Annotated in this window: 21 protein-coding genes, 3 tRNA genes and 1 pseudogene; 9 read left to right on the top strand and 16 right to left on the bottom strand. The window is 69.8% G+C overall.

Annotated elements, in window-relative coordinates; translation table 11 throughout:
- Nucleotides 1–243: 243 nt before the first annotated feature.
- From AC6EUL_RS21570 to AC6EUL_RS21515, 12 genes are all read right to left on the bottom strand, one after another.
- Entirely contained in the window at nucleotides 244–999 is a 756-nt protein-coding gene (locus tag AC6EUL_RS21570) for an NUDIX hydrolase (protein WP_499872598.1), read from the bottom strand.
- Nucleotides 944–1,435: a DUF983 domain-containing protein gene (locus tag AC6EUL_RS21565; protein ID WP_499872596.1), complete on the bottom strand. Its 492-nt coding sequence runs from the start codon at nucleotides 1,433–1,435 to the stop codon at nucleotides 944–946. The genes AC6EUL_RS21570 and AC6EUL_RS21565 overlap by 56 nt, the downstream gene beginning before the upstream one ends.
- A gap of 39 nt (nucleotides 1,436–1,474) precedes the next feature.
- On the bottom strand, nucleotides 1,475–3,784 hold the full coding sequence (rnr, locus tag AC6EUL_RS21560) for a ribonuclease R (RefSeq protein ID WP_499872594.1): 2,310 nt from the start codon (nucleotides 3,782–3,784) through the stop codon (nucleotides 1,475–1,477).
- Between the two features lie 146 nt (nucleotides 3,785–3,930).
- Complete coding sequence (locus AC6EUL_RS21555; RefSeq protein WP_499872592.1) at nucleotides 3,931–4,269, bottom strand: hypothetical protein; 339 nt, start codon at nucleotides 4,267–4,269, stop codon at nucleotides 3,931–3,933.
- A gap of 73 nt (nucleotides 4,270–4,342) precedes the next feature.
- Entirely contained in the window at nucleotides 4,343–4,921 is a 579-nt protein-coding gene (locus tag AC6EUL_RS21550) for an NADPH-dependent FMN reductase (protein WP_499872590.1), read from the bottom strand.
- Between the two features lie 81 nt (nucleotides 4,922–5,002).
- Nucleotides 5,003–5,722, bottom strand: a complete 720-nt coding sequence (locus AC6EUL_RS21545; RefSeq protein ID WP_499872587.1) for a cytochrome c biogenesis CcdA family protein — start codon at nucleotides 5,720–5,722, stop codon at nucleotides 5,003–5,005.
- Nucleotides 5,723–5,731: 9 nt separating this feature from the next.
- Nucleotides 5,732–6,121, bottom strand: a complete 390-nt coding sequence (locus AC6EUL_RS21540) for a thioredoxin family protein (protein WP_056216748.1) — start codon at nucleotides 6,119–6,121, stop codon at nucleotides 5,732–5,734.
- Between the two features lie 36 nt (nucleotides 6,122–6,157).
- Entirely contained in the window at nucleotides 6,158–6,775 is a 618-nt protein-coding gene (locus AC6EUL_RS21535) for a rhodanese-like domain-containing protein (RefSeq protein ID WP_499872585.1), read from the bottom strand.
- The gene (locus tag AC6EUL_RS21530; protein WP_499872603.1) at nucleotides 6,753–7,568 is read right to left on the bottom strand and encodes a quinoprotein dehydrogenase-associated SoxYZ-like carrier; all 816 of its coding nucleotides are present in this window, start codon (nucleotides 7,566–7,568) and stop codon (nucleotides 6,753–6,755) included. The genes AC6EUL_RS21535 and AC6EUL_RS21530 overlap by 23 nt, the downstream gene beginning before the upstream one ends.
- Nucleotides 7,569–7,793: 225 nt before the next feature.
- Nucleotides 7,794–8,501 carry a hypothetical protein gene (locus tag AC6EUL_RS21525; RefSeq protein WP_056269948.1) on the bottom strand — a complete coding sequence of 236 codons (708 nt, stop codon included), beginning with the start codon at nucleotides 8,499–8,501 and terminating at the stop codon, nucleotides 7,794–7,796.
- Nucleotides 8,502–8,691: 190 nt separating this feature from the next.
- Nucleotides 8,692–10,104: a type I glutamate--ammonia ligase gene (gene glnA, locus AC6EUL_RS21520; RefSeq protein WP_056216753.1), complete on the bottom strand. Its 1,413-nt coding sequence runs from the start codon at nucleotides 10,102–10,104 to the stop codon at nucleotides 8,692–8,694.
- A 468-nt stretch (nucleotides 10,105–10,572) separates the two neighbouring features.
- Nucleotides 10,573–10,911 (bottom strand): P-II family nitrogen regulator, encoded by a 339-nt coding sequence (locus tag AC6EUL_RS21515; RefSeq protein WP_003600526.1) that lies wholly within the window; start codon nucleotides 10,909–10,911, stop codon nucleotides 10,573–10,575.
- A gap of 217 nt (nucleotides 10,912–11,128) precedes the next feature.
- Between AC6EUL_RS21515 and AC6EUL_RS21510 the strand changes: the two genes are divergently transcribed.
- Complete coding sequence (locus AC6EUL_RS21510; protein ID WP_499872582.1) at nucleotides 11,129–12,634, top strand: NAD(P)H-hydrate dehydratase; 1,506 nt, start codon at nucleotides 11,129–11,131, stop codon at nucleotides 12,632–12,634.
- Here the strand turns inward: AC6EUL_RS21510 and AC6EUL_RS21505 are convergent.
- The gene (locus AC6EUL_RS21505; RefSeq protein ID WP_499872580.1) at nucleotides 12,631–14,100 is read right to left on the bottom strand and encodes a multicopper oxidase family protein; all 1,470 of its coding nucleotides are present in this window, start codon (nucleotides 14,098–14,100) and stop codon (nucleotides 12,631–12,633) included. The genes AC6EUL_RS21510 and AC6EUL_RS21505 overlap by 4 nt on opposite strands.
- Before the next feature lie 230 nt (nucleotides 14,101–14,330).
- Here AC6EUL_RS21505 and AC6EUL_RS21500 point away from each other — a divergent pair.
- From AC6EUL_RS21500 to AC6EUL_RS21465, 8 genes and pseudogenes are all read left to right on the top strand, one after another.
- Nucleotides 14,331–14,415 (top strand) — tRNA-Leu (locus AC6EUL_RS21500).
- Between the two features lie 174 nt (nucleotides 14,416–14,589).
- Nucleotides 14,590–16,038 carry a trigger factor gene (tig, locus tag AC6EUL_RS21495; RefSeq protein ID WP_499872601.1) on the top strand — a complete coding sequence of 483 codons (1,449 nt, stop codon included), beginning with the start codon at nucleotides 14,590–14,592 and terminating at the stop codon, nucleotides 16,036–16,038.
- 132 nt (nucleotides 16,039–16,170) lie between these two features.
- Nucleotides 16,171–16,797, top strand: coding sequence for an ATP-dependent Clp protease proteolytic subunit (locus AC6EUL_RS21490; RefSeq protein ID WP_055955505.1), 627 nt, complete (start codon nucleotides 16,171–16,173; stop codon nucleotides 16,795–16,797).
- Between the two features lie 222 nt (nucleotides 16,798–17,019).
- Nucleotides 17,020–18,291: an ATP-dependent Clp protease ATP-binding subunit ClpX gene (gene clpX / locus AC6EUL_RS21485; RefSeq protein WP_055955375.1), complete on the top strand. Its 1,272-nt coding sequence runs from the start codon at nucleotides 17,020–17,022 to the stop codon at nucleotides 18,289–18,291.
- A gap of 283 nt (nucleotides 18,292–18,574) precedes the next feature.
- Nucleotides 18,575–21,001: an endopeptidase La gene (gene lon, locus AC6EUL_RS21480; protein WP_056216760.1), complete on the top strand. Its 2,427-nt coding sequence runs from the start codon at nucleotides 18,575–18,577 to the stop codon at nucleotides 20,999–21,001.
- Nucleotides 21,002–21,154: 153 nt separating this feature from the next.
- Nucleotides 21,155–21,230, top strand: a tRNA-Val gene (locus AC6EUL_RS21475).
- Nucleotides 21,231–21,276: 46 nt separating this feature from the next.
- Nucleotides 21,277–21,564 (top strand): hypothetical protein, encoded by a 288-nt coding sequence (locus tag AC6EUL_RS21470; protein ID WP_499872577.1) that lies wholly within the window; start codon nucleotides 21,277–21,279, stop codon nucleotides 21,562–21,564.
- 42 nt (nucleotides 21,565–21,606) lie between these two features.
- A pseudogene (locus AC6EUL_RS21465) lies at nucleotides 21,607–22,247 on the top strand (Crp/Fnr family transcriptional regulator).
- Between the two features lie 43 nt (nucleotides 22,248–22,290).
- Here AC6EUL_RS21465 and AC6EUL_RS21460 read toward each other — a convergent pair.
- From AC6EUL_RS21460 to AC6EUL_RS21450, 3 genes are all read right to left on the bottom strand, one after another.
- Nucleotides 22,291–22,812, bottom strand: a complete 522-nt coding sequence (locus tag AC6EUL_RS21460) for a CAP domain-containing protein (RefSeq protein ID WP_499872575.1) — start codon at nucleotides 22,810–22,812, stop codon at nucleotides 22,291–22,293.
- A 130-nt stretch (nucleotides 22,813–22,942) separates the two neighbouring features.
- Nucleotides 22,943–23,158, bottom strand: a complete 216-nt coding sequence (locus AC6EUL_RS21455) for a hypothetical protein (RefSeq protein ID WP_056216766.1) — start codon at nucleotides 23,156–23,158, stop codon at nucleotides 22,943–22,945.
- Nucleotides 23,159–23,234: 76 nt separating this feature from the next.
- A tRNA-Asp gene (locus AC6EUL_RS21450) sits at nucleotides 23,235–23,311 on the bottom strand.

The raw sequence follows: 23,311 nt of genomic DNA, 5'->3' as shown, positions 1-23,311 counted from the left end.
AGGTTCAAATCCTGTCCCCGCAACCAAACTCAACAAAAAGCCCGCCCCGGTGAAATCCAGGGCGGGCTTTCGACGTTAATCGGCTTCGTGTTGCTACCGCAACCAAGACGTGAAAAAGTAGATCAGCAGGATGATGGGGATCGGGATACCAATCAGCCAAAGCAATCCGCCCTTCAACATTGTCCGGTTCCCTTCCTCACGATCTGTTGTTCATCAACGGCGTCGAGAGGAAAGCGGTTCCGTCTACAGGGTTTCACGCTGACGCTTGCCGTTCCGCTCGTAGTAATACGGGATCGTCCGGTAGGGCGCGAAGCCGCCCTTGGCCTGCGCTTCGAGGTCGTCGAGGACGACCCGAGTGATGCGGGGCAGATCGAGGGCGCGCGCCTCCGCGAAGCTCACCCAGGCGAGTTCCACAAGCTCCGAGTCGGGCGAGACGACGCCGGGGATCTCTTGCGCGATGGCGCTCCGGTCCGCCGCGAAGAAGCGCGTGTCGAACCGGCGCGGCCGGCCCGGAGGGGTGATCGCCCGGGCGACGAAGTGCAGGGCCTCGAGATCCGGTAGCACGGCGGCCTCGCGGAAGGCGGTCCAGGTTCCGGCGGGGGCGGTGTCGGGGGGGCCGTAGTCGCGCGTTCCGAGCAGGAGACCGGTCTCCTCGTAGGTCTCGCGGATCGCCGCGAGGGCGAGCCCGCGGCCGAGCCCCTCGCCGCCGCGCGCGACCTTCACCGCGAGGGCGTCATGGCTGCGCGCCGGCAGCGCGCCGGCCACCGGCATGTGCCGGTCGCCCGGTTCGATCCGGCCACCGGGAAACACGAACTTGCCGGGCATGAAGGCGAGGCCGGCATGGCGGCGTCCCATCAGGATCCGCGGCGCGCGCTTGCTCCGGTCGAGGAGGATCAGGGTCGCGGCGTTGCGCGGTCGCAGGCCCGCCTTGCGGGCCTGCGCCTCAGGCGGGTCCGAATCCGGCGGCTCGGTCGACCGCACGCCCGTCGCCTGGTCCATGCGGCCTCTCCTCGCCCTGCGGCCCCGTCACTGTCCCCGGCACCGGTAGCGTGGCGAAGCCGTGCATGCCAAGCGCATATTGAAGCCCGACCACCGCGCCCTTCACCGGCTGCAGCAGCGCCAGCGACGCGAGCAGGGTCATGAGGGGCCAGAATGTCAGCTGAAACCAGAGGGGCACGTCGTAGTTCGTCTCGGTCTCGAGGAGGAAGTACCCGACGATGTGGCCGACGATGAAGATGACGATGTAGGGCGGCAGGTCGTCGGCCCGGTGATGCGCCAGTTCGAGGTCGCAGACGTCGCAATGCGGCCGGACCTTGAGGAAGCGGCCGAAGATCCGGCCTTCGCCGCAATGTGGGCAGCGGCCGATGAAGCCACGCGCCAGCGATCGCACCAGCGGTGTGCGTTCGCCATGGACCGGTTCGATCGTGTCCGTCATCTCGGCTCCTCGCGTTGCGCCCAGCCTAGACCCTTCCCCTCAACGGCGCGAGCCGCGATGGCGCGACCCGGTGTTGCGGATGCCGGGCGGCCGGCCGGACGCGCCGGGCTTGCGGACCGAGCGGTTCGGCCCGGGGCGCGCATTGCGGTCCGGCCGAGCCCGTCCCTCCGAGAGCAGTTCGAAGCGCAGGGCCCCCGCCACCGCGGCCGCCTCCACCAGGCGGACCTCGACCCGGTCGCCCAGGCGATGGGTCTCGCCCGAGCGCTCGCCGACCAGGGCGTGCTTGGCCTCGTCGTGCCGGTAATAGTCGGCCCCGATGGTGGAGATCGGCACGAAGCCGTCGGCCCCGGTCTCGTCGAGCTTGATGAAGAGGCCGGACCGGGTGACGCCGGAGATCTGGCCGGTGAAGGTCGCGCCGACCCGGTCGGCGAGGTGATGGGCGATGAGACGGTCGATGGTTTCCCGCTCGGCCGCCATGGCCCGCCGCTCGGCGGCCGAGATCTGCTCGCCGATCTGGTCGAGGGCCGCCACGGACATCTCGGAGGACAGGCCGTCCGAGCCGATGCGGCAGGCGGAGATCAGGGCCCGGTGGACGATCAGGTCGGCGTAGCGCCGGATCGGCGAGGTAAAGTGGGCGTAGCGCCGGAGGTTGAGGCCGAAATGGCCGAGGTTCTGCGCGGCGTAGACCGCCTGGGCCTGCGAACGCAGGACGACCTCGTTGATGAAGATGGCGTGCTCGGTCTCCGCCACGGTGGCGAGGATGCGGTTGAACAGGGCCGGGCGCAGGATGCCTTCCTTCGGCAGCTTGATGCCGATGGAGGCCAGGACCTCGCCGAGGGCCCGCATTTTCTCGAGGGCCGGCTCGTCGTGCACCCGGTAGATCAGGGGTTGGCGCGCCTGCTCGAGGGTTTCGGCGGCCGCGACGTTGGCCTGGATCATGAACTCCTCGATGAGGCGGTGCGCATCGAGGCGGGCCGGGACCACCACGCGGTCGACCGCCCCGTCCGCGTCAAGCAGCACCTTGCGCTCGGGCAGGTCGAGGGCCAGCGGTCCGCGGGCGTCGCGGGCCTCGCGCAGGGCGGCGTAGGCCTTCCAGAGGGGTCGCAGCACGGGCTCGAGGAGGGGGGCGGTGACGTCGTCGGCGAAGCCGTCGATGGCGGCCTGGGCCTGGGCGTAGCTGAGCTTGGCCCGCGAGCGCATCATCACCCGGTGAAAACTGTGCCGGCGCTTCGTGCCGTCGGCGGCGATCACCATGCGGACGGCCAGCGCCGGCCGGTCCTCGGCCTCCCGCAGGGAGCAGAGGTCGTTGGAGATGCGCTCGGGCAGCATCGGCACGACGCGGTCCGGGAAATAGACCGAGTTGCCGCGCACCAAAGCCTCGCGGTCGAGGGCCGAGCCCGGACGCACGTAGGCGGCGACGTCGGCGATCGCCACGGTGACGACGAACCCGCCCGCGTTGGCCGGGTCGGGATCCGACGTCGCCATCACGGCGTCGTCGTGGTCCTTGGCGTCCGGCGGGTCGATGGTGAGCAGCGGTTCGGTGCGCCAATCCTCGCGGCCCGCGAGCCCCACCGGTACCACGGCGTCGGCCTCGGCCAGGGTGGCGGCGGAAAAGACGTGGGGGATGTGGTGAAGGTGCAGCGCGATGAGGCTGACGGCCTTCTCCGAGCCCAGCGACCCGAGGCGCTCGCGCACCCGGCCCTGGGCCAAGCCGAAGCGGCTCTCGCGCTGAAGGGTGACGCTGACGAGGTCGCCGTCGCGGGCGTCCCCCTCTTCGCCGGCGGGAATCGCGACTTCCCGGCCCTGTGCCCGCTTCTCGACGGGGATGATCCGCCCGCCCTCGGGGCCGGCGCGGAAGACGCCGATGATGTCTGACTTGCTCTTGCCCAGCACCTTGATGGCGCGGCCGGTGTAACGGCCCGGCTCGCCGGCGCTGGCCTCGACGCGCAGCAGCACCCGGTCGCCGATGCCCGGCGCCGGCTGGCCCGGGCGCTTGCCGCCGCGGGGCGTGGCGACGGTGATCTTCGGGGTGGCGCCGTTGCCGACGTCCCACTCGGCGGGGCTCGCCAGGAACTCGCCGTCGCGGTCCCGGGCGGTGATGTCGGCGAGCACCACCGGCGGCAGGCGGCCGGAGGGCGCGAGCCCGCCGCGCCCGCGGGCGATGGCGCCGTCCTCCTCGATCTCCTTCAGGATGCGTTTGAGGCCGATCCGGTCGGCGCCCTTGATGTTGAAGGCCGCCGCGATCTCGCGCTTGCCGACCGTCTCGGTGGAGGCGGCGATGAAGGCGAGGATCTGCTCCCGGGAGGGAAGGCCGGCGGCGCCGGGATTGGGATGGATGCGTTTTGCCAAGGGATCCGGCTCGCTGCGCGGGCGCGAAGCCATACGCGAAGAGGACGTGTCTCGCCGGGGGGCGGGAGCGCACCCCGACGTCTGCTCCGTAACATGGGCGCTGGACCCCGCCCCGGCAACGGCGCGGGCCCGGCCCTCAACATGGTTCAGCCGGTGGCAGCCGACTTGCGCAGGCGCTCGACCGCCGCATCGACGTCGAAGCCGGGCGCAACGAGTTCGGCCAGGGTGAACGGGCACAGGGCCGGGAAGCCGAATTCCACCTGTCCCTCGGCCTCGCGATATTCCGGGGCCTCGGCATCGCGCACGCCCTGGGTCCAGAAGCCCTCGATGGTCAGGCCCTCGGTTCGGGCGGGGGCCGCGGCCAGCTTCGCCTGACCCTGCCGGGCGGCCTCGCGCCAGAGGGCGCTGGCCCGGTCGTCCGACATGAGGGCGGCCCGCACGAGGTTGGCGAGGAGCGGGCGAAGTTCCGTGGTGGTCTCGGACATGAAGGGCGCTCGGCGCGAGGGATCGGTCCCAACCCGAGGGCAAGCCTCGCGCCAGCCGGGATCACGATGCCTCTCAGTAGGGCGTTCCCTTCGCCCGCTGCGCCCGCAGGGCCTCGGCGTACCAGACCAACTCGTCGAGGAAGCGCTTGGCGGCCTTCGGCAGCCACTCGTCCTGGGCTGCCCCGGCCTCGTCCAGGGCCTTGCCGATGCGGGGGATCGGTAGGAGCGAGGGGATGCTCGAGGCGCCGAGCTCGGCCATCATCGCTCGGAGCTGCATCGCCGCCCGCACGCCGCCGTACTGTCCGGCCGAGTAGCAGACGATGCCGGAGGGCCGCCAGGAATACTCCTCCATGAAGTGGTCGAGGGTGTTCGAGAGGGCGGGCGGGATCGCATGGTTGTACTCGGCCGAGACGACCAGGAAGGCGTCCGCGCGCCGGTAGAGCGTCGCCAGGTCTTCGAGGACGGCCGGGGCCTCTCCCTTCGGGTATTCTTTGTACATCCGGTCGAGGAGGGGGAGCTTCAGCTCGGCCGGGTCCACCAGGGGCGCCTCGATGCCGCGGCGCTCCAGTTCACCGATGGCGAAGCGGGCAGCGCGCAGGCCCTGCCGGTCGGAGCGGACGGAGCCGAGAATGACGGGGACGACGAGGGACATGGGAGGACCTCCGGGGATGCCGCTCCTGGATACGCCGGGGTGCCGGCAGCCTCCAAGCCCGCCGGCCGGCGGGCTCCGCCGTCAGAACCGCGTCGTCAGCCGCGTGAGCCAGTCGGGCGAGGCGTCGACGAGGCGCGTTTCCAGCGCCTTGTCGACGCCGAGTACGATCGCGAGTCCCGTCACCACGAGGATGAGGCCGAGGGCGATCTTGAGGCCCTTGCCGAGGCCCATCATCCGCTCGCGCCAGCCCACCAGGGTGGCGCGGGACAGGGTGCCGAGGATGCAGAGGGGCAGGGCGGCGCCAAGGCCGAACAGAACCATGGTGAGGGCGACGGCGCCGAGGTCGCGCCCCTGGGAGGCCAGGAGCGAGGCCGCCCCGAGGGTCGGTCCGACGCAGGGGCTCCAGACCGCGCCGAGGAGGAGGCCGACGCCGAACTGCCCCGAGAGGCCGGCGGTGGCGAGCCCGCCGAAGCGTGCCTCGGTCCAGTTGCTCAGCGGACCGGCGGCGACGGCGAGGCGGGTCTGCGCCGCCGGCAGCATCAGCACGAGGCCGAGCAGGATCATCAGGATGGCGGCGCCCGTCCGGAAGATTCCGGTGTCGAGCCCCAGGCCGAAGCCGATCGTGGCCACGAACAGGCCGATCGTCACGAAGGAGAGGGCAAGACCCCCGGCGAGTGCCAGGGGCCCGAACCGGTGCTCGGAGGCGGCGGCGCCGAGGACCAGCGGCAGCAGCGGCAGCACGCAGGGTGAGAGCACCGACAGCAGGCCGGCGAGGAAGGCCAGTCCCAGGCTCGCGCCCATCGGAGCGTCCTAAAGCGTCTTCTCGACGAGGCCCTCGATCCACTCGGGCTGAGTCTCGCCCACCGAGCGGCCGGTCTCGGTCTCGCCCTTGAAGGCGATCAGGGTGCTCTGCATGCGGGCGTTGAACTGTCGCAGCACGTCCTTGCGGGTGTCGAAGTCGACGTCGAAGATGACGAGGTCCTTGAACCGGGGCTGCTCGGCGAGCTTGGCCAGGATCGGCTTCTGGGTCTTGCAGATCGGGCACCAGGGCGCGCTGACCTCGATGAGGATCGGCTTGCCCGCCTTCTGCGCGGCCGCGAAGGCCTCGGGCGTGAAGGGCACCGTTTCGGCGGCGGCCGGCCCAGACAGGGCGAGGGGCGCGAGCGCCAGGAGGGCGAGGAGCGAGCGGCGGTACAGCATGGAAGGGCTTGCCTCGGCTTGGATGTGAATCGGGCCTCAGGGCCCGGCGCCGTCCTGGGCGCGTCGCGTCCAGGTTTCGTCGGGGTGGATCGCCGACGTGTCGTGGCGCTCCTGCCAGCCCTCGATTCCCTCGGGATACCAGTGGACGTTCCGGTAGCCGAGCCCGATCAGGCGCTTGCCGAGGTTCCAGCTGCCCCAGCAATCCGGGTGGCAGTAGGTGACGATCGCCCGGCCGCGGTCCCCCTGCGTCAGGGCCGCGATCCGGTCGGCGAGCGCGGTCTGTTCCGGAGGGGTGAGGGTCCCGGACCCGGCCCCCGGCAGCCAGGTACTGTTCGGGATGGCCCGGTGGATCGGCCGCCACAGGCGTCCGGCCGGCTGGTTCGGCGGCGTCGGGCCGGCCTCGGACACGTCGATCAGCACGACCGACCCGCCCGCGATCAGGGCGTCGAGTTGAGGCCCGTCCAAGACCGTGGCGCCCGCCAGGGTCTTGGGGGTGTAGCCCTGGAGCGCGCCCTCCCACAGGCCGGCGGGCTCGGGCACGTCGACCGGCGAGTCCGCCGGGGACGCGGCGGTCAGAACCGTGGCGGCCAGGCAAGCCACCAGGAAGGCGGCCGTGGCCCCGCGGAGGCGCTCAGTTGCTGGCGACCGGTGCATCGAAGCTGCGCTCCCAGCGTCCGCCCTGGTTGTCCTGCGTCACCACCGTGACCGGACCCTTGCCCTCCGGCAGCATGGCGAAATTGATCACCGGGTTGGCCGAGATCGAGATGTCGCCCTCCATGACGAAGACGTTCTTGCCGCCGTAGGTGACGCTGATCCGGTTGATGTAGCGCGCGGGCGTGTACTCGCGGCTGACCTGATTCATCTGCAGGCCGGTGAAGTTCGGATGGCGGATCATCAGGGTCGCGGCGATGGGCTTGCCCGGGGCCGCATCAGCGAATTTCAGGCGCATGTCGCCCATGCCCTTCATCGCCTCCTCGTCGGTCATCCCCATGGGCGCCGAGCAGCCGCCGGAGGCCTTCACGAACTGGGTGCTCTGCACGAGCGCGCCGTCCTTGGTCTCCGCGACCGCGTGGACGTTGGTGTAGGTGTTGACCCGGACGCGCAGTTTCAGCTCCTCCGGATCGGCGGCGGGGCCGAAGGTGAAGTGCGCGGCCAGCGGCGCCGGATTGTCGTCGATGACGAGGTAGAGGCCCTTGATCCGGTCCTTGTCGGCGATCGTCAGGGTCAGGGGCACCAGGGAGGCGTCGTTGGCCCGGTCCGGCAGGTCCATCCGCACCAGCGGCTTGGCGGTCTCCACCGGGCGGTTTCCGAAGATCGATTGCTGCAGATTCTTCCAGCGCGCGTCGCGCTCGGCCGCATCGTCGCCCGCGGCGGCCCAGGCGGTCACGGGCGCGGCCAGGGCCGCGAGGAACAGGCCAGCGCTCAGGGCGGCGGCGCGGTGGGACATCCGCATGGCGTTTCACTCCTCGCACGATCGTGCAGGCCGTCTCGCGACTGCGGAGGCCTTTGCAGCCTGCTTACGTCAAGGCGCGGGGAAAGTCCGATTTCGGGTGGCGGTGCGCGGAAATATCGTGCGCAAGATTGCGTGACGAGGCGTCGGGCACGTCAGGGCGTTCGATTCGTCGAGGCATCCGTCTTCGTCGCTGAATCGATGTCGCCGTGTCGCGTGCCCTTACCAGAGCGAGAATTCCGTGCCGAAATCCGTGGTCTTGAGCCGATCGCAGGTCTGCGGGTCCGCCCGGCAATCCGCGTCGGGCTTCAACGCAAGGGTCCCATTCGGGGCGGTCTCGAAGGTCAGGAGCACCGGGGGCTCGTCGCCCTTGGTGTAGGCGAGGCTGACCTCGAAGCGGACGAAGTCGAAGCGGTCGCGGTCGGCATAGACGATGAGGTCGCGCGAGACCGACTCGCCGGGATTCAGATCGGAGGGCTCGCCCCCCGCCGCGGTGGCGCCGGCGAACAGCCGGCCCTCGCGCAGGATCGCCTCGCCGGAACCCGCGAAGTCGTAGGCGCGCGCCGTCCGTGTGCGATCCGCCGACGCCTGCCCGTCCTCGGGCTTGCCGCTGGAGGGCGCATCGAAGCGCACCCGTACCCCCGTGACGTTGTAGACGAGGCCGAGTACGCGCACGCCGGTCTGGCCGACGTTCTTGCGCGTCACCGTGGAGCGGATGGCGACGTGCCGGTCGCGCTCGCCGGCCCGCACGAGGCTCGTGGTCACCGAGACGGCGGGCGGCTCCAGGGCCGGCTTGATCCGGGCCTCGTAGATGAAGGTGTAGACCGCCCATGCGCCAGCCGCGAGGATCGCGAGGGTCTGCACCAGGGCGTTGGTACGCTCCAGGCGGTCGCCCCGCCGGGATCGCTGAATCTGGTCGTCCGTCTGCATCCCGGTCCCGGCCCTCACGTCGGGGCGGCAAGCCCGCTGGCAGGGTCATGGTTCCGCCTTCGGGGCCTGCCGCGACCCACAGTCGGGATTCCGCAGGTCGTCGGAAACGCACAACGCCGGAGCCCCGCGCGAGGCCCCGGCGTTGCGCCGTCATCCGGTGAGCCGGGCGCGCGGCCCGGCTCGGTCGCTCTCAGAGCGAGTAGTACATCGTGAACTCGACCGGGTGCGGGGTCATCTCGTAGCGCATGACCTCCGTCATCTTCAGCTCGATGAAGGAGTCGATCTGGTCGTCGGTGAAGACGTTGCCGGCCTTGAGGAAGGCGCGGTCGCGGTCGAGGTTCTGCAGGGCCTCGCGGAGCGAGCCGCAGACGGTGGGGATCTTCTTCAGCTCGCGCGGCGGCAGGTCGTAGAGATCCTTGTCCATGGCCGCGCCCGGATCGATCTTGTTGATGATGCCGTCGAGGCCGGCCATCAGCAGGGCCGAGAAGGCGAGGTAGGGGTTCGCCATCGGGTCGGGGAAGCGGACCTCGACGCGCTTGGCCTTCGGGTTCGTCGTCCACGGGATGCGGCAGGAGGCCGAGCGGTTGCGCGCCGAGTAGGCGAGCAGCACGGGGGCTTCGTAGCCGGGTACCAGGCGCTTGTAGGAGTTGGTCGACGGGTTGGTGAAGGCGTTCAGCGCCTTGGCGTGCTTGATGATGCCGCCGATGTACCAGAGGCACTCCTGCGAGAGGTCGGCGTACTTGTCGCCGGCGAAGAGCGGCTTGCCGTCCTTCCAGATCGACTGGTGCACGTGCATGCCCGAGCCGTTGTCGCCGTAGACCGGCTTCGGCATGAACGTCGCGGTCTTGCCGTAGCTCTGGGCGACCTGGTGGATGCAGTACTTGTAGATCTGCATGTGGTCGGCGAGCAGCGTCAGGGTGTCGAACTTCATGCCCAGTTCGTGCTGGGCGGACGCCACCTCGTGGTGGTGCTTCTCGACCTTCACGCCCATGGACTGCATGGCGGCCAGCATCTCGCCGCGCATGTCCTGCGCCGAATCCTGCGGCGGCACCGGGAAGTAGCCGCCCTTGGTGGCGACGCGGTGGCCGAGGTTGCCGCCCTCGTAGTCGGTGAAGCCGTTGGTCGGCAGCTCGGTCGAATCGAGCTGGAAGCCGGTGTGGTACGGGTCGGAGCCGAACTTCACGTCGTCGAACACGAAGAACTCGGCCTCGGGACCGACATAGATGGTGTCGCCGATGCCGGTGGACTTCAGGAAGGCCTCAGCCAGCTTGGCGGTGCCGCGCGGGTCGCGGCTGTAGGGCGCGCCGGTGGAGGGCTCGAGCACGTCGCAGACGATCGACATGGTCGAGGCCGAGAAGAACGGATCCATGCAGGCGGTGGCCGGGTCCGGCATCAGCAGCATGTCGGATTCGTTGATGGCCTTCCAGCCGGCGATCGACGAGCCGTCGAACATCGTGCCTTCGGAGAACATCTCGTCGTCGATCAGCGAGACGTCGAACGTGACGTGCTGCCACTTACCGCGCGGATCGGTGAACCGAAGGTCGACGTACTTGACGTCGTTGTCCTTGATTTCCTTCAGGACGTCGGCTGCTGTCTTGGCCATCCTTGGGGGTCTCCTTCATGTCTCGGCCCGTTGCGGCCGTGGTTTTGCCGCAGCGTGCGCCGGCGCGCCGCAGAGCGGAAGGGTCTTAGCCGTCGAGCGTCGCGGGCGTGGAGCGTCTTGGGCGTCGAGCGTTTAGCGCAGGTGGAGCGTCCGGGCCAGCGCAATTTCTCGGCGCTCGGCACCGGGCCGCCGCGAGAACAGACGCAAAAACAGAAACTTAGATCCGCCTTTCGGCCGTCTTGGCAGGTCGGAGAGCCCTGATGGGATCGGATGTCCGTGACGCCGCGCGCGTCTGTCCGCATGGCGGGGGAGAATCGGAGCGCGCCGAGCGGTGCGGCGGGACCTCCGGGGCGCCTCTCCGGGAACGAGGCCGGATCCAGGCCGAGGGGGTGTCCGCGCGAGGCCTTCCCGTCGATCGTCCACGGGGCGGAGTCTTTCGCCGGGCGTCCGGGTCGGGGACCCGAGGCCTCAGATCGCGTCGGTCCCGGTCTCGCCGGTGCGGATGCGGATGGCTTCCTCGATGGTCGAAACGAAGATCTTGCCGTCGCCGATGCGCCCGGTCTGGGCCGACTTGCGGATCGCCTCGACGGCACCCTCCACGAGGGCATCCGACAGGACGATCTCGAGCTTCACCTTGGGCAGGAAGTCGACCACGTACTCGGCCCCGCGATAGAGTTCGGTGTGGCCCTTCTGGCGTCCGAAACCCTTCGCCTCGATCACGGTGATGCCCTGGAGGCCGACCTCCTGCAGAGCTTCCTTCACCTCGTCCAGTTTGAAAGGCTTGATGATCGCTTCGATCTTCTTCATGCCGGGCGGGCCTGACCTCGATGCTTCTTGATCCATCGTTGGTATCATCGCCGTCCCGCCTTCGCCACGCCGATTTGTTCGGTGAGGGCGGAAAACTGCACAACAAACATGCAGGTGCCGCAAATCGTTTGAGCGGATGGCGGGCCTGAGGCCGTTTCATGAGCCCCAGACGAGCAACCGGCAGACATCCCGGCACGCGTTCCAGAAGGAATCCCCCATGACCACCCTGCATCTGCTCAACGTCGAGGCGATGCGCCGGGTCGATGCGGCCGCGATCGCGGCCGGAACCCCCGGCCTCGCCCTGATGGAGCGGGCCGGGGCCGCCGTGGCGGAGCGGGCCCGCGTGCTGGCCGGGGCGGGTGCGCGCATCCTCGTCCTGTGCGGACCGGGCAACAACGGCGGCGACGGCTACGTGGCGGCCCGCCGCCTCGTCGAGGCCGGCCATCCGGTGGACCTCGCCGGGCTGGTGCCGCCCGCGGCGTTGTCCGGCGATGCGGCCGAGGCGGCGAAGGCCTGGATTGGACCGGTGCTCGCGCTTTCGGCGGTCGGCGATCTCTCGGCCTACGGCCTCGTCGTCGACGCCCTGTTCGGCGCAGGTCTCGCACGCGATCTCGAGGGGGACGTCGCCGCCCTGGTGAACCGGCTCGGGCAGGCCGCCTGCCCCGTCCTCGCCGTCGACGTGCCCAGCGGGATCGACGGCGACACCGGCGCCGTGCGCGGCGTCGCGGTGCTGGCGACCGAGACCGTCACCTTCGTGGCCCTGAAGCCCGGACACCTGCTCCAGCCCGGACGGAGCCATTGCGGCACCCTGCGGGTGGCCGAGATCGGGACCGGCGCGGACGCGCTGGAGGCGGGCCTCGCCGGAGCCGCGCCGTCCTGGCGCAACGGCCCGGGCCTCTGGGAGGCGGCCTTTCCGCGGCTGAGTGCCGCGAGCCACAAGTACACGCGCGGGCACGCCCTCGTCCTCTCCGGCCCCGCCTATCGCACGGGGGCGGCCCGGATGGCGGCCCGCGCCGCGCTGCGCGTGGGCGCCGGCCTCGTCACCCTGGTCTCGCCGAGCGCAGCCCTGGCGGAGAACGCCGCCCACTGCACCGCCCTCATGCTGCGCGCCTGCGACAGCGCCGACGACCTCGACGACCTCCTCGTGGACGAGCGCCTCAACGTGGTCCTGGCCGGCCCGGGCCTCGGAATCGGCGCGGCCACCCGCGATCTCGTGGCGGTGGCGGCCGCGGCGGGGCGCACCCTCGTCCTCGACGCCGACGCCCTGACGAGCTTCACGGGGCAGGCCGCCCTCCTGGGGGCCCACCTCTCCGATGGCGGGTCCGCCGCGGTGCTGACGCCGCACGAGGGCGAGTTCGCCCGCTTGTTCGAGGGTACGGACGCGGTCGATCCGGAGGCGGACAAGCTGACGCGCGCCCGCCGCGCCGCTGCCCTGGCCGGCGCCGTCGTGGTCCTCAAGGGCGCCGATACGGTCGTCGCCGCCCCCGATGGCCGGGCCGCCATCAACGATCACGGCACGCCCTATCTCGGCACCGCCGGCGCCGGCGACGTCCTGGCCGGCCTCGTCGCCGGGCTCCTGGCCCAGGGGATGGACCCGTTCGAGGCGGCGGCCGCGGCGGTCTGGCTCCACGGCGATGCGGGTCTGCGCCACGGGCCGGGCCTGATCGCCGAGGACCTGCCGGAGAGGATGCCCGAGGTTCTCCGCGCGCTGCTCGGGGCCTAGGTGACCTCGAACAGGGTCCAGAGCCCGGTGTCGAAGCGCTCCAGCACCGTGGCGCTGATGAGCCAGCGTCCCGGATTGTCCGCCTTGAAGGCGATCCGCGCCGTGCGGCCTTCGAGAAGCTGGAAGGTGTCGAGCCAGTAGGGCTCCCAGCCGTCGTCGAGGGGGTGGAGCAGCCGGAAGACGTGGCCGTGCAGGTGCAGCGACTGCGGGAAGGCGGTCTCGTTCCGGATCGCCAGCACCACCACCTGGCCGCGCTTGACCGAGAAGAGCGGCGCCATCCCGGCCGTGCCGGGGGCGCCGTTCACCGACCAGACCCGGGACGGGTCGCCGGTATAGACCGGCTCGGCGGCGGGCTTGTCCTTGTCGAGGCGGGCGCCCCCCGTGAGGGTGATGTCGCGCCGGACCGCGTTCTGCAGCTTCACCTCGGCCGGCAGCAGGGGATTGTCGCCGATCTTGGCGATCGGCGGTCGCGGCGGTGCGGCGGCTTCCGCCGTGGTCGAGAGGGTCGCGAGCGCGATGCCGTTGCCGATCAGCGCCGTGATCGCGCCCTTGGCGCCGGCCTCGGTGGGCATGTCGAGCATGAGGTCGTAGCGGGTGCCGGGCGGGAAGGGCAGGGTGGCGCGCAGGGGCTCGAAGGTGTCGGTGGGCTGGCCGTCGACCGCCAGCACGTAGACCTTCACGCCGTCGAAGCGGATGCGGGTGCCGCGGGCGTTGCAGACGTTGCCGAGGCGCAGCCGCAGGCGGCTGCCCGGACGGGCCGTGATCGGGGCCGGCACCGGCACGCCGTTCAGGGTGACGAGGCTGCCGAGGCGCCCCGAGCTCGCCGCGAAGAGCGGCTGGCCGAAGGGCAGCAGGGTCGTCGCGTCGTCGAGACGCCAGTCCTGCATCAGCAGGGTCAGGTCCTGGTCCACGGCCGGGGGCGTGGCCTCCTCGACCACCAGGGCGCCGGCGAGGCCCCGGCCCGAGGGCTCGCTCGAGCCGCCGACCACCAGCGGACGAATCAGGAAGGTGCCGGCATCCGGCGGCACGAACGCGTAGGTGAAGTCGGCGCCCGGGGCGATCGGCGCCTGGGTGACGCCGCCGACGCCGTCCATGGGATTCTGGTTGCGCACCCCGTGCCAGTGCAGGCTAAGCGGCTTGTCCGTCCTGTTCTCGACCTTCAGCCGCGCCGTCTCGCCGAGCCGGATCCGCACCACGGGCGGCGCGGCCTGGCCGTCGAACGACCAGACCGGCGTCGCGGCGGCCGGCTCGGGTTTCAGGCGCAGGGTGCCGGGGGCCGCCGTCAGGGTGCGGGCGGGGCCCGCAGCGGCCGGGGCGGGCACTGAAGCGGCCGGGGCGGACGGCGCCTTCGTCCCCTGCGCGCGGGCGCCGTGGGGCAGCAGGGCCAGGGCCGCGACGCCGCCCAGCAGGGCGCGGCGCGAGGCCGAGACGGGATCGTTCGGGACGAGCGATCGGGTGTTCGGCATGAAACCTCGGCATCGGGGGAGGGCAGGGCGCGGCGCGCGTCCAGGCGGTGATCGCGGTCCGGGCAGCGCTTGTAGAATGCGGATTCGGCGGACGCCAAATCGCCCCCCGGCGGCGGTCGCCGATGCCGGGAGCGATCGGCGGCAGGCCCCGATTTTTTTGCTGCGGCCCGTGGCGCGCGTGCTATAGGACCCCGCTCTGGCGGCGGAAAGCGCGCCGGGCGTTGGCGCTTGCGGGCGTGGCGGAACTGGTAGACGCGCTGGATTTAGGTTCCAGTGTCGCAAGACGTGGGGGTTCGAGCCCCTCCGCCCGCACCAGTCCATCGCCATCGGGAACGGATTGGCTCAGTGCGATGGCCGGCCGGCCCGCTGCACGAAGCCGGCCCCCGGCGGCGCATCGTTCCGGCGCCGACCTCGTGGGGCCCGCAGGAGCGGGCCGCGAGGGACCAACCGAATTTGCGCGATCACACGGACGACAGCGGAAAGACGACCATGCAGGTGACCGAGACACTCTCCCAGGGACTGAAGCGCGAGTTTCAGGTCCTGCTCGCCGCGAACGAGCTCGAGGAGCGCCTGACCAGCGAGCTGTCGACCCTCAAGGACAAGGCCCAGATCAAGGGCTTCCGTCCCGGCAAGGTGCCGGTCGCGCATCTGCGCAAGCTCTACGGCCGCTCGGTCATGGCCGACGTGCTGCAGAACGCCGTCAACGAGGCGAACCAGAAGATCGTCACGGAGAACAACCTCAAGCTCGCTCTCGAGCCCAAGATCGAGTTCCCCGGCGAGCAGTCGATCGTCGAGCGCGCCCTCGACGCCAAGGACGACGTCTCCTTCAACGTCGCCCTCGAGGTGCTGCCCACCTTCGAGCTCGTCGACCTGTCCGACGTCAGCCTGACGAAGCAGGTGGCCAAGCCCTCCGACGCGGAGGTCGACGAGGCCATCACCCGCATGGCCTCCTCCAACCGCGCCTTCGCCCCCCGCGAGGAGGGTGCCGCCGCCGAGACCGGCGACCGCGTCACCATCGACTTCGTCGGCCGCATCGACGGCACCGAGTTCGAGGGCGGCACGGGCGAGGGCATCGACCTGGAGCTCGGCTCCGGCTCGTTCATCCCCGGCTTCGAGGAGCAGCTCGTCGGCGCCAAGGTCGGTGACAAGCGCGTCGTGAAGTCGACCTTCCCGGAGGCCTACGGCGCCGCCCACCTCGCCGGCAAGGATGCCGAGTTCGACGTGACCGTCACGGCGATCCAGGCCCCGGGCGAGACCAAGATCGACGACGAGCTCGCCAAGACCTTCGGCATGGAGTCCCTCGAGAAGCTCAAGGAGGCGGTCTCCGCCGCCATCGGCAGCGACTTCGAGGCACAGTCCCGCCGCAAGCTCAAGAAGGACCTGCTCGACGCCCTCGACACGAAGTACGCCTTCGAGCTGCCCCCGAGCCTCGTCCACCAGGAATTCGCCGCCGTCTGGGCCCAGGTCGAGCAGGACCTGAAGTCCCGCGAGAAGACCTTCGAGGACGAGGGCACCACCGAGGAGAAGGCGACCGCCGAGTACCGCAAAATCGCCGAGCGTCGCGTCCGCCTCGGCTTGGTGCTTGCACAGGTCGGTGAGACGGCCGATATCAAGGTCTCGGACGACGAGGTGAACCAGGCGCTGATCGCCCGGGTGAGGCAGTATCCCGGACAGGAGCAGCAGGTCTGGGACTTCTACCGCAAGAACGCCCAGGCGCTCGCCGAGCTCCGTGCGCCGATCTTCGAGGAGAAGGTCGTCGACCACGTGCTCGCGCAGGTGACGCTCACCGAGGAGCCGGTCTCGAAGGAGGCGCTGTTCGCCGACGAGGACGACGCCGAGGCGGGTGCCGAGGGCCAGTCCGAGACGAAGAGCGCGACCGACGCGTCCGCCTCGACCGGAACCGACGAGGGCCTGCTCGCCGTCGCCAAGGCCGATTGAGCCCGGCTGCTCCCACGAGGGCGGCGGGCTCGAGAGTAAGGCGATGTTCACCATCGCCGTAGTTCGCTGAAACGTCCGGTGCGCGCCCGATTCGCGGCGCGGCCGGACCCCTTGTAGCTGGGGCACGTGATGATGAGAGATCCGGTCGACTATTATAACAGCGCGCTCGTGCCCATGGTGGTCGAGCAGTCGAGCCGCGGTGAGCGTGCCTTCGACATCTACTCGCGCCTGCTTCGCGAGCGCATCATCTTCCTGACCGGCCCGGTCGAGGATTACGGCGCATCGCTGATCGTCGCGCAGCTGCTGTTCCTCGAGGCCGAGAACCCCAAGAAGGAAATCTCCTTCTACATCAACTCGCCGGGCGGCGTCGTGACCTCCGGCCTGTCGATCTACGACACCATGCAGTTCATCCGCTGCCCCGTGACCACGCTCTGCGTCGGCCAGGCCGCGTCGATGGGCTCGCTGCTGCTCACCGCCGGCGAGCCCGGCCACCGCTTCGCCCTGCCGAACGCCCGGATCATGGTCCACCAGCCTTCCGGCGGCTTCCAGGGCCAGGCCACCGACATCCTGATCCATGCCCGCGAGATCGAGGCCCTCAAGAAGCGCCTCAACGAGATCTACGTGAAGCACACCGGCCGCGACTACGACACCATCGTCCAGGCACTGGAGCGCGACAACTTCATGACGGCCGACGCCGCCAAGGAGTTCGGGCTCATCGACGAGGTGATCCAGAAGCGGCCGGAGCCCGTCGCCGCGTAAGCCCGACCGGGACCGCCGGGCCGTCCGACCCGGCGCGTCGTTTCGAGGCGGGGCGCTTTTTGGGCGCCTGCCTTGATCCCGTCGCGGTCGCGTGCTTGCATCGCCAGTCTGATCGAAGTCGGCAGATGCGCGCAGGTGACTGTTTCTTTAGGCGGACGCCATTAAATTCGAAGGATGCGTGTGCGCCCCGGACCGGCGCCATGCCCGCGAACGGAGACCGATATGAGCAAGACTGGCGGCAACGACTCGAAGAGCACGCTGTACTGCTCGTTTTGCGGCAAGAGCCAGCACGAGGTCCGCAAGCTGATCGCGGGCCCGACGGTGTTCATCTGCGACGAGTGTGTCGAACTGTGCATGGACATCATCCGTGAGGAGTCGAAATCCTCCCTGGTGAAGTCGCGCGATGGGGTGCCGACCCCGAAGGAAATCCGCCGCGTCCTCGATGACTACGTCATCGGTCAGGATTTCGCGAAGAAGGTCCTCTCGGTCGCGGTCCACAACCACTACAAGCGCCTCGCCCACGCCTCGAAGCACAACGACGTCGAGCTGGCGAAGTCGAACATCATGCTGATCGGGCCGACCGGCTCGGGCAAGACGCTGCTGGCCCAGACCCTGGCCCGCATCCTCGACGTGCCGTTCACCATGGCGGACGCCACGACCCTGACGGAGGCCGGCTACGTCGGCGAGGACGTCGAGAACATCATTCTGAAGCTGCTCCAGGCCTCCGACTACAACGTCGAGCGGGCGCAGCGCGGCATCGTCTACATCGACGAGATCGACAAGATCTCGCGCAAGTCGGACAACCCGTCGATCACCCGCGACGTCTCGGGCGAGGGCGTGCAGCAGGCGCTGCTGAAGATCATGGAAGGCACCGTCGCCTCCGTGCCTCCACAGGGCGGCCGCAAGCACCCGCAGCAGGAATTCCTGCAGGTCGACACCACCAACATCCTGTTCATCTGCGGCGGCGCCTTCGCGGGCCTCGAGCGGATCATCTCGGCCCGCGGCAAGGGGACCTCGATCGGCTTCGGCGCGACCGTGCAGGCCCCGGACGACCGCCGCACCGGGGAGATCTTCCGCAACGTGGAGCCCGAGGACCTGCTGAAGTTCGGCCTCATCCCCGAGTTCGTCGGCCGCCTGCCCGTGCTGGCGACCCTGGAGGACCTCGACGAGACCGCCCTGAAGCGCATCCTGCAGGAGCCGAAGAACGCCCTGGTCAAGCAGTACCAGCGCCTGTTCGAGATGGAGAACGTCGACCTGACCTTCCAGGAGGAGGCCCTCTCCATGGTCGCCCGCAAGGCGATCGAGCGGAAGACCGGCGCCCGCGGCCTGCGCTCCATCCTGGAGACCATCCTCCTGGAGACGATGTACGACCTGCCGGGCCTCGAGTCCGTCGAGCAGGTCGTGATCGGCCCCGAGGTGGTCGAGGGCAAGGCCCGGCCGCTCTACATCCACGGCGACCGCAACAAGGAAGCCCCGGCCAGCGTCAGCGCCTGAGGCCCCGCGCGGGTCTCGTCAGGTCTGGGTCGAGCCTCGGGGCGGATGCTTGAAACCATCCGCCCCGATTTCCATCTGAAGCCTCAGCGCGACGGCCGTACGCTCACCCCCTGAGGTGCGGTGTCCCGCCACCAGCCGCACCGTCCAAGACCGTTTTCCAGACTGTCTTCCAAGACCGTCCCTTAAGACACTTCCGACCCCCTCGCGGCCCGGTCGGCCCCTGGCAGGATGCTTGCTCCCTGGGAGGAGTGACTGCCCGGCGTCCATCATGAGGAAGTCCGATATGACTCAATCGAAATCGCGCCAGCCGGTCGTTCCGGGCTCGACGGGCTCCTATGCCGTCCTCCCCTTGCGCGACATCGTCGTGTTCCCCCACATCATCGTGCCGCTCTTCGTCGGCCGCGAGAAGTCGATCCGCGCCCTCGAGGAGGCGGTCCGCACCGACCGGCACATCCTGCTGGCGACGCAGATCAATGCCAGCGAGGACGATCCCTCGACGGACGCCATCTACAAGATCGGCACGCTCGCCAGCGTGCTGCAGCTCCTGAAGCTGCCCGACGGCACCGTGAAGGTGCTGGTCGAAGGCGCCGGCCGCGCCAAGATCGCCCGCTTCACCAAGTCCGACACCTACTACGAGGCCGAGGCCGAGACCCTCACCGACGAGCTCGGCGACAGCGTCGAGGCGGAGGCCCTGGCGCGCTCGGTCATCGCCGAGTTCGAGAACTACGTGAAGCTCAACAAGAAGATCTCGCCCGAGGTCGTCTCCGCGGTGACCCAGATCGACGAGCCTTCGAAGCTCGCCGACACCGTGGGCTCGCACCTCGCCGTCAAGATCGCCGACAAGCAGGCGATCCTGGAGATCCCCACGGTCGCGCAGCGCCTCGAGCGCGTGCTGTCGCTGATGGAGAGCGAGATCTCCGTGCTCCAGGTGGAGAAGCGCATCCGGACCCGCGTCAAGCGGCAGATGGAGAAGACTCAGCGCGAGTACTACCTGAACGAGCAGATGAAGGCGATCCAGAAGGAGCTGGGCGACTCCGAGGACGGCAAGGACGAGCTGGCCGAGCTCGAGGAGAAGATCGAGAAGACCAAGTTCACCAAGGAAGCCCGCGACAAGGCGGTGGCGGAGCTCAAGAAGCTGCGCCAGATGTCGCCGATGTCGGCCGAGGCGACCGTGGTGCGCAACTACCTCGACTGGATGCTCGGTATCCCGTGGGGCAAGCGCTCGAAGATCAAGAAGGATCTCCTCGGCGCCCAGGTCATGCTCGACGAGGACCATTTCGGCCTCGACAAGGTGAAGGAGCGGATCGTCGAGTACCTCGCCGTGCAGCAGCGGGCGAACAAGCTCACGGGTCCGATCCTGTGCCTCGTCGGTCCTCCCGGCGTCGGCAAGACCTCGCTGGGTAAGTCCATCGCCAAGGCGACGGGCCGTGAGTTCGTGCGCATGTCGCTGGGCGGCGTGCGCGACGAGGCCGAGATCCGCGGTCACCGCCGGACCTATATCGGGTCGATGCCCGGCAAGATCGTCCAGTCGATGCGCAAGGCGAAGACCTCCAACCCGCTCATCCTGCTCGACGAGATCGACAAGATGGGTATGGACTTCCGGGGCGACCCGTCGGCCGCCCTGCTGGAGGTCCTCGACCCGGAGCAGAACGCCACGTTCAACGACCACTATCTGGAGGTGGATTACGACCTCTCGAACGTGATGTTCGTCACCACCGCCAACACGCTGAACATCCCGGCGCCCCTGATGGACCGCATGGAGGTGATCCGCATCGCTGGCTACACCGAGGAAGAGAAGCTCGAGATCGCGCGCAAGCATCTGATCCCGGGCGCCGTGAAGAAGCACGGTCTCGACGCCAAGGAGTGGCAGGTCGACGATTCCGGCCTGTTGATGCTCATCCGTCGCTATACGCGGGAGGCGGGCGTCCGCAACCTGGAGCGGGAGATCTCCAACCTGATCCGTAAGGCGGTGAAGGAGATCCTCATCACCAAGGTGAAGGCTGTCGCCGTCACCGAGGAGAACCTGCCGGTCTTCCTCGGCCCGCCGAAGTTCCGCTACGGCGAAATCGACGAGGAGGATCAGGTTGGCGTGGTCACGGGTCTGGCCTGGACCGAGGTCGGCGGCGAGTTGCTGACGATCGAGGGCGTCATGATGCCCGGCAAGGGCAAGATGACGGTGACGGGCAACCTGCGCGACGTGATGAAGGAGTCGATCTCCGCCGCGGCGAGCTACGTCCGCTCGCGGGCCGTCGACTTCGGCATCGAGCCGCCGCTGTTCGACCGCCGGGACATCCACGTCCACGTTCCCGAGGGGGCGACCCCGAAGGACGGTCCGTCCGCCGGCATCGGCATGGCGACCGCGATCATCTCGACGCTGACGGGCATCCCGGTGCGCCGCGACGTGGCGATGACGGGCGAGGTCACCCTGCGGGGCCGCGTGCTCCCCATCGGCGGCCTGAAGGAGAAGTTGCTCGCGGCGCTCCGCGGCGGCATCAAGACGGTCCTCATCCCCGAGGAGAACGCCAAGGACATCGCCGAGGTGCCCGACAGCGTGAAGAACGGGATGGAGATCATCCCGGTCTCGCGGATGGACCAGGTGCTCCAGCACGCTCTGGTTCGGGTCCCCGAGGCGATCGAATGGGAAGAGCCGGCACCGAAGGTCCGCCCGGTCATCGCCGACGACGATTCCGCGACGGTCATCGCCCACTGAGGTCGATGCAACTCTGACCCGAAACGAGGCCCCGGCAGGCATGCCGGGGCCTTTTTCATGCCCGGACCCAAGGGCCGCCGGGGGAGGGGGTTGCGCGCCCGCCCGCGCGTCCGCTACGAAGCCGTCGCGCCGCGCGACGAAGGCCGGCGCTCCGGGCGGTTAGCTCAGTTGGTAGAGCGTCTCCTTTACACGGAGAGGGTCGGCGGTTCGAGCCCGTCACCGCCCACCAGTCGCAACGCGGCGATTGCGACCTTGCCCCAACGCTGAGGTGTCCCGTGGCGGACGATGCCGAGATCCACGCGAGGCCGGCCCGGGGATTCCCGCCGCCCTGGATCGTGGTCGAGCGGGACGGAAGCTTCTGCGTCGAGGACGGAGAGGGCTTGGCCGTGGCCTGGACCTACTTTTCGGAGGAGGCCGGTGCCCATGCGGCCACGGGCGCGATGACCCGGGAGGAGGCGCAGCGCATCGCCAAGGCGATCGCCATGGTGCCGGAGATGCGGACGATCATCCGCTCCCTGCAGGATGGTCTCGCCGAGGCGGATGCCGACGATGTGCGGGGCTGAGAGGGCGCGATCGGCCGGAACCCTGCGATGACCGGGGTCGGCATCGATGGGGTCGAGGCCATCGGGTATTCCGGCACGGCTCTCACCATCACGGCCTCGGCGATGACCACCATGATCCCGCTGCGGATCATCGCCCTCGTCGCCAGCGTGGCCGTCATCATCTATGGCCTGCTGATCGGGAGCTGACCGGTGGTCCTCACCGAGGCGATCCAGATCCCCTTCAACGCCTGTCGGCTCTGGCAGATGGTGCGCCTCGTGCGCCAGGGGGAGGCGGCGGCCGAGGGCGACCTCTCCCCGACTGGCTCCGGCCCTTCGGCCGCGCGGTCCGCTTCCGGGCGGGGCGGACCGTCTTCCGCCAGGGCGATGACGCGGGCGAGATGTTCGACGTGGAGAGCGGTCGCTTCCGCATTCCGGAATACGAGATCGCGGTGCGGGCCGGCGGGGTCGTCGGCGAGCTCGGGCTGCTCTCGCCGAGCAACACCCGGACCGCCTCGCTGATCTGCGTCGAGGCGGGGCAGGCCCTGCGAATCTCCGATTCGGAGGTCAAGCAGCTCTATGACCAGAACCCGGAATTCGGCTTCTCCTTCCTGAAGCTCACCAGCGAGCGCCTGATCCAGGGCGCGCAGGCGCGCGCCCAGCCCCACGAGGCGGCGGGACCCGCGGCCCGGACCGGGGCACTCTGAGGGGGCACCGCGCCGCCGGCCGCGAAGGCCCGTGCGCAACGTCTCAGCCGCCGGCCATCACCAGGGCCCAGTAGCGCTTGTAACGGGTGCCCGGCGCGTCAACGCGGGCGATGCCGATGCGCCGGAGCTGCGGGATCAGCATGTTCCTGTTGTGCTCGCTCGAGGCCTTCCAGCGGGCCAGCACCTCGTCGAAGGTGGCCGAGCCGGCGCTGAGGTTCTCCGCGGCGTAACTCCGGCCGAAGCCGGCCTGGGCCATGCGGGAATCGAAGGTGCCGCCGATCTCGTGGCTGAGGCGGCCGGCCTTCGCGTTGGAGGCCGCCTGATACGAAGCGGCCCGGATCAGGCTCGAATCGATCACCACCGGGCCGAGGCCGTGCTGCGCCCGGTAGCGCGAGATCGCGGCGGCGGCCGCCTGCTCGTCCAGGATGACGAGGCTGGTGGGCTGGTCGGGGGCGAGGAGGGTGGGGGTGCCGCAGCCGGCCAGCGCCAGCAGGACGGCGAGGCCGAGGGCGCCCGCGCCGAGGCGGAGCGGCGGGCGCGGAGAGGCGGAACGGGGAAAGCGCATCGGTGCGGACGGATCTCGGGAATGGGCCTGTCGGCCCTTCGCCTCCGCATTCCATGCGGCGAAAACGCGGCGGCCCGCACGGGTTCGCGCGCCGGAGGGGCGCCTGTGTCTCCCCGGTCACGGGGCAAAGTCAGATCCGCGTGCCGCGATCGCGGGGCGGCGCGCCGCAGCGCCAGGCGGTGATGCGGAATTCGGGATGGCTGCCGATCCACTGCGCCAGCTGCGGCTGCGCCACGTGCAGGCAGGCCGGGGCGTCGTCCACGTCGAGAGCGAGCCTGCGCGATTCGCAGGTATCGGGCGCGCGGGCGAGGCAGACGGTGAAGTAGAGGAAGAAGACACCCGACACCTGTCGCCCTCCGAAGAATATTCGGGAAGGGTAGGGCGCGGCGGGGAGAAGACGAGATGGTGCGTGCGGAACGCGATGGCGCGGGCGACGGGACTCGAACCCGCGACCTCCGGCGTGACAGGCCGGCACTCTAACCGACTGAGCTACGCCCGC

The organism is Methylobacterium sp. 001424705, assembly GCF_059816145.1.
Note: the sequence above shows the minus strand (reverse complement) of the source record. Positions and strands in the feature narration are given on the sequence as shown.

Excerpts from the sequence above, each read along its gene's own strand:
- AC6EUL_RS21530 (WP_499872603.1), bottom strand. The coding sequence starts at position 7,568 with ATGTCCCACCGCGCCGCCGCCCTGAGCGCTGGCCTGTTCCTCGCGGCC.
- AC6EUL_RS21565 (WP_499872596.1), bottom strand. The coding sequence starts at position 1,435 with ATGACGGACACGATCGAACCGGTCCATGGCGAACGCACACCGCTGGTG.
- AC6EUL_RS21525 (WP_056269948.1), bottom strand. The coding sequence starts at position 8,501 with ATGCAGACGGACGACCAGATTCAGCGATCCCGGCGGGGCGACCGCCTG.
- glnA (WP_056216753.1), bottom strand. The coding sequence starts at position 10,104 with ATGGCCAAGACAGCAGCCGACGTCCTGAAGGAAATCAAGGACAACGAC.
- AC6EUL_RS21535 (WP_499872585.1), bottom strand. The coding sequence starts at position 6,775 with ATGCACCGGTCGCCAGCAACTGAGCGCCTCCGCGGGGCCACGGCCGCC.
- AC6EUL_RS21555 (WP_499872592.1), bottom strand. The coding sequence starts at position 4,269 with ATGTCCGAGACCACCACGGAACTTCGCCCGCTCCTCGCCAACCTCGTG.
- AC6EUL_RS21545 (WP_499872587.1), bottom strand. The coding sequence starts at position 5,722 with ATGGGCGCGAGCCTGGGACTGGCCTTCCTCGCCGGCCTGCTGTCGGTG.
- AC6EUL_RS21515 (WP_003600526.1), bottom strand. The coding sequence starts at position 10,911 with ATGAAGAAGATCGAAGCGATCATCAAGCCTTTCAAACTGGACGAGGTG.
- AC6EUL_RS21460 (WP_499872575.1), bottom strand. The coding sequence starts at position 22,812 with ATGCGCTTTCCCCGTTCCGCCTCTCCGCGCCCGCCGCTCCGCCTCGGC.
- AC6EUL_RS21505 (WP_499872580.1), bottom strand. The coding sequence starts at position 14,100 with ATGCCGAACACCCGATCGCTCGTCCCGAACGATCCCGTCTCGGCCTCG.
- lon (WP_056216760.1), top strand. The coding sequence starts at position 18,575 with ATGACTCAATCGAAATCGCGCCAGCCGGTCGTTCCGGGCTCGACGGGC.
- AC6EUL_RS21550 (WP_499872590.1), bottom strand. The coding sequence starts at position 4,921 with ATGTCCCTCGTCGTCCCCGTCATTCTCGGCTCCGTCCGCTCCGACCGG.
- AC6EUL_RS21490 (WP_055955505.1), top strand. The coding sequence starts at position 16,171 with ATGAGAGATCCGGTCGACTATTATAACAGCGCGCTCGTGCCCATGGTG.
- clpX (WP_055955375.1), top strand. The coding sequence starts at position 17,020 with ATGAGCAAGACTGGCGGCAACGACTCGAAGAGCACGCTGTACTGCTCG.
- AC6EUL_RS21510 (WP_499872582.1), top strand. The coding sequence starts at position 11,129 with ATGACCACCCTGCATCTGCTCAACGTCGAGGCGATGCGCCGGGTCGAT.
- AC6EUL_RS21540 (WP_056216748.1), bottom strand. The coding sequence starts at position 6,121 with ATGCTGTACCGCCGCTCGCTCCTCGCCCTCCTGGCGCTCGCGCCCCTC.
- AC6EUL_RS21570 (WP_499872598.1), bottom strand. The coding sequence starts at position 999 with ATGGACCAGGCGACGGGCGTGCGGTCGACCGAGCCGCCGGATTCGGAC.
- tig (WP_499872601.1), top strand. The coding sequence starts at position 14,590 with ATGCAGGTGACCGAGACACTCTCCCAGGGACTGAAGCGCGAGTTTCAG.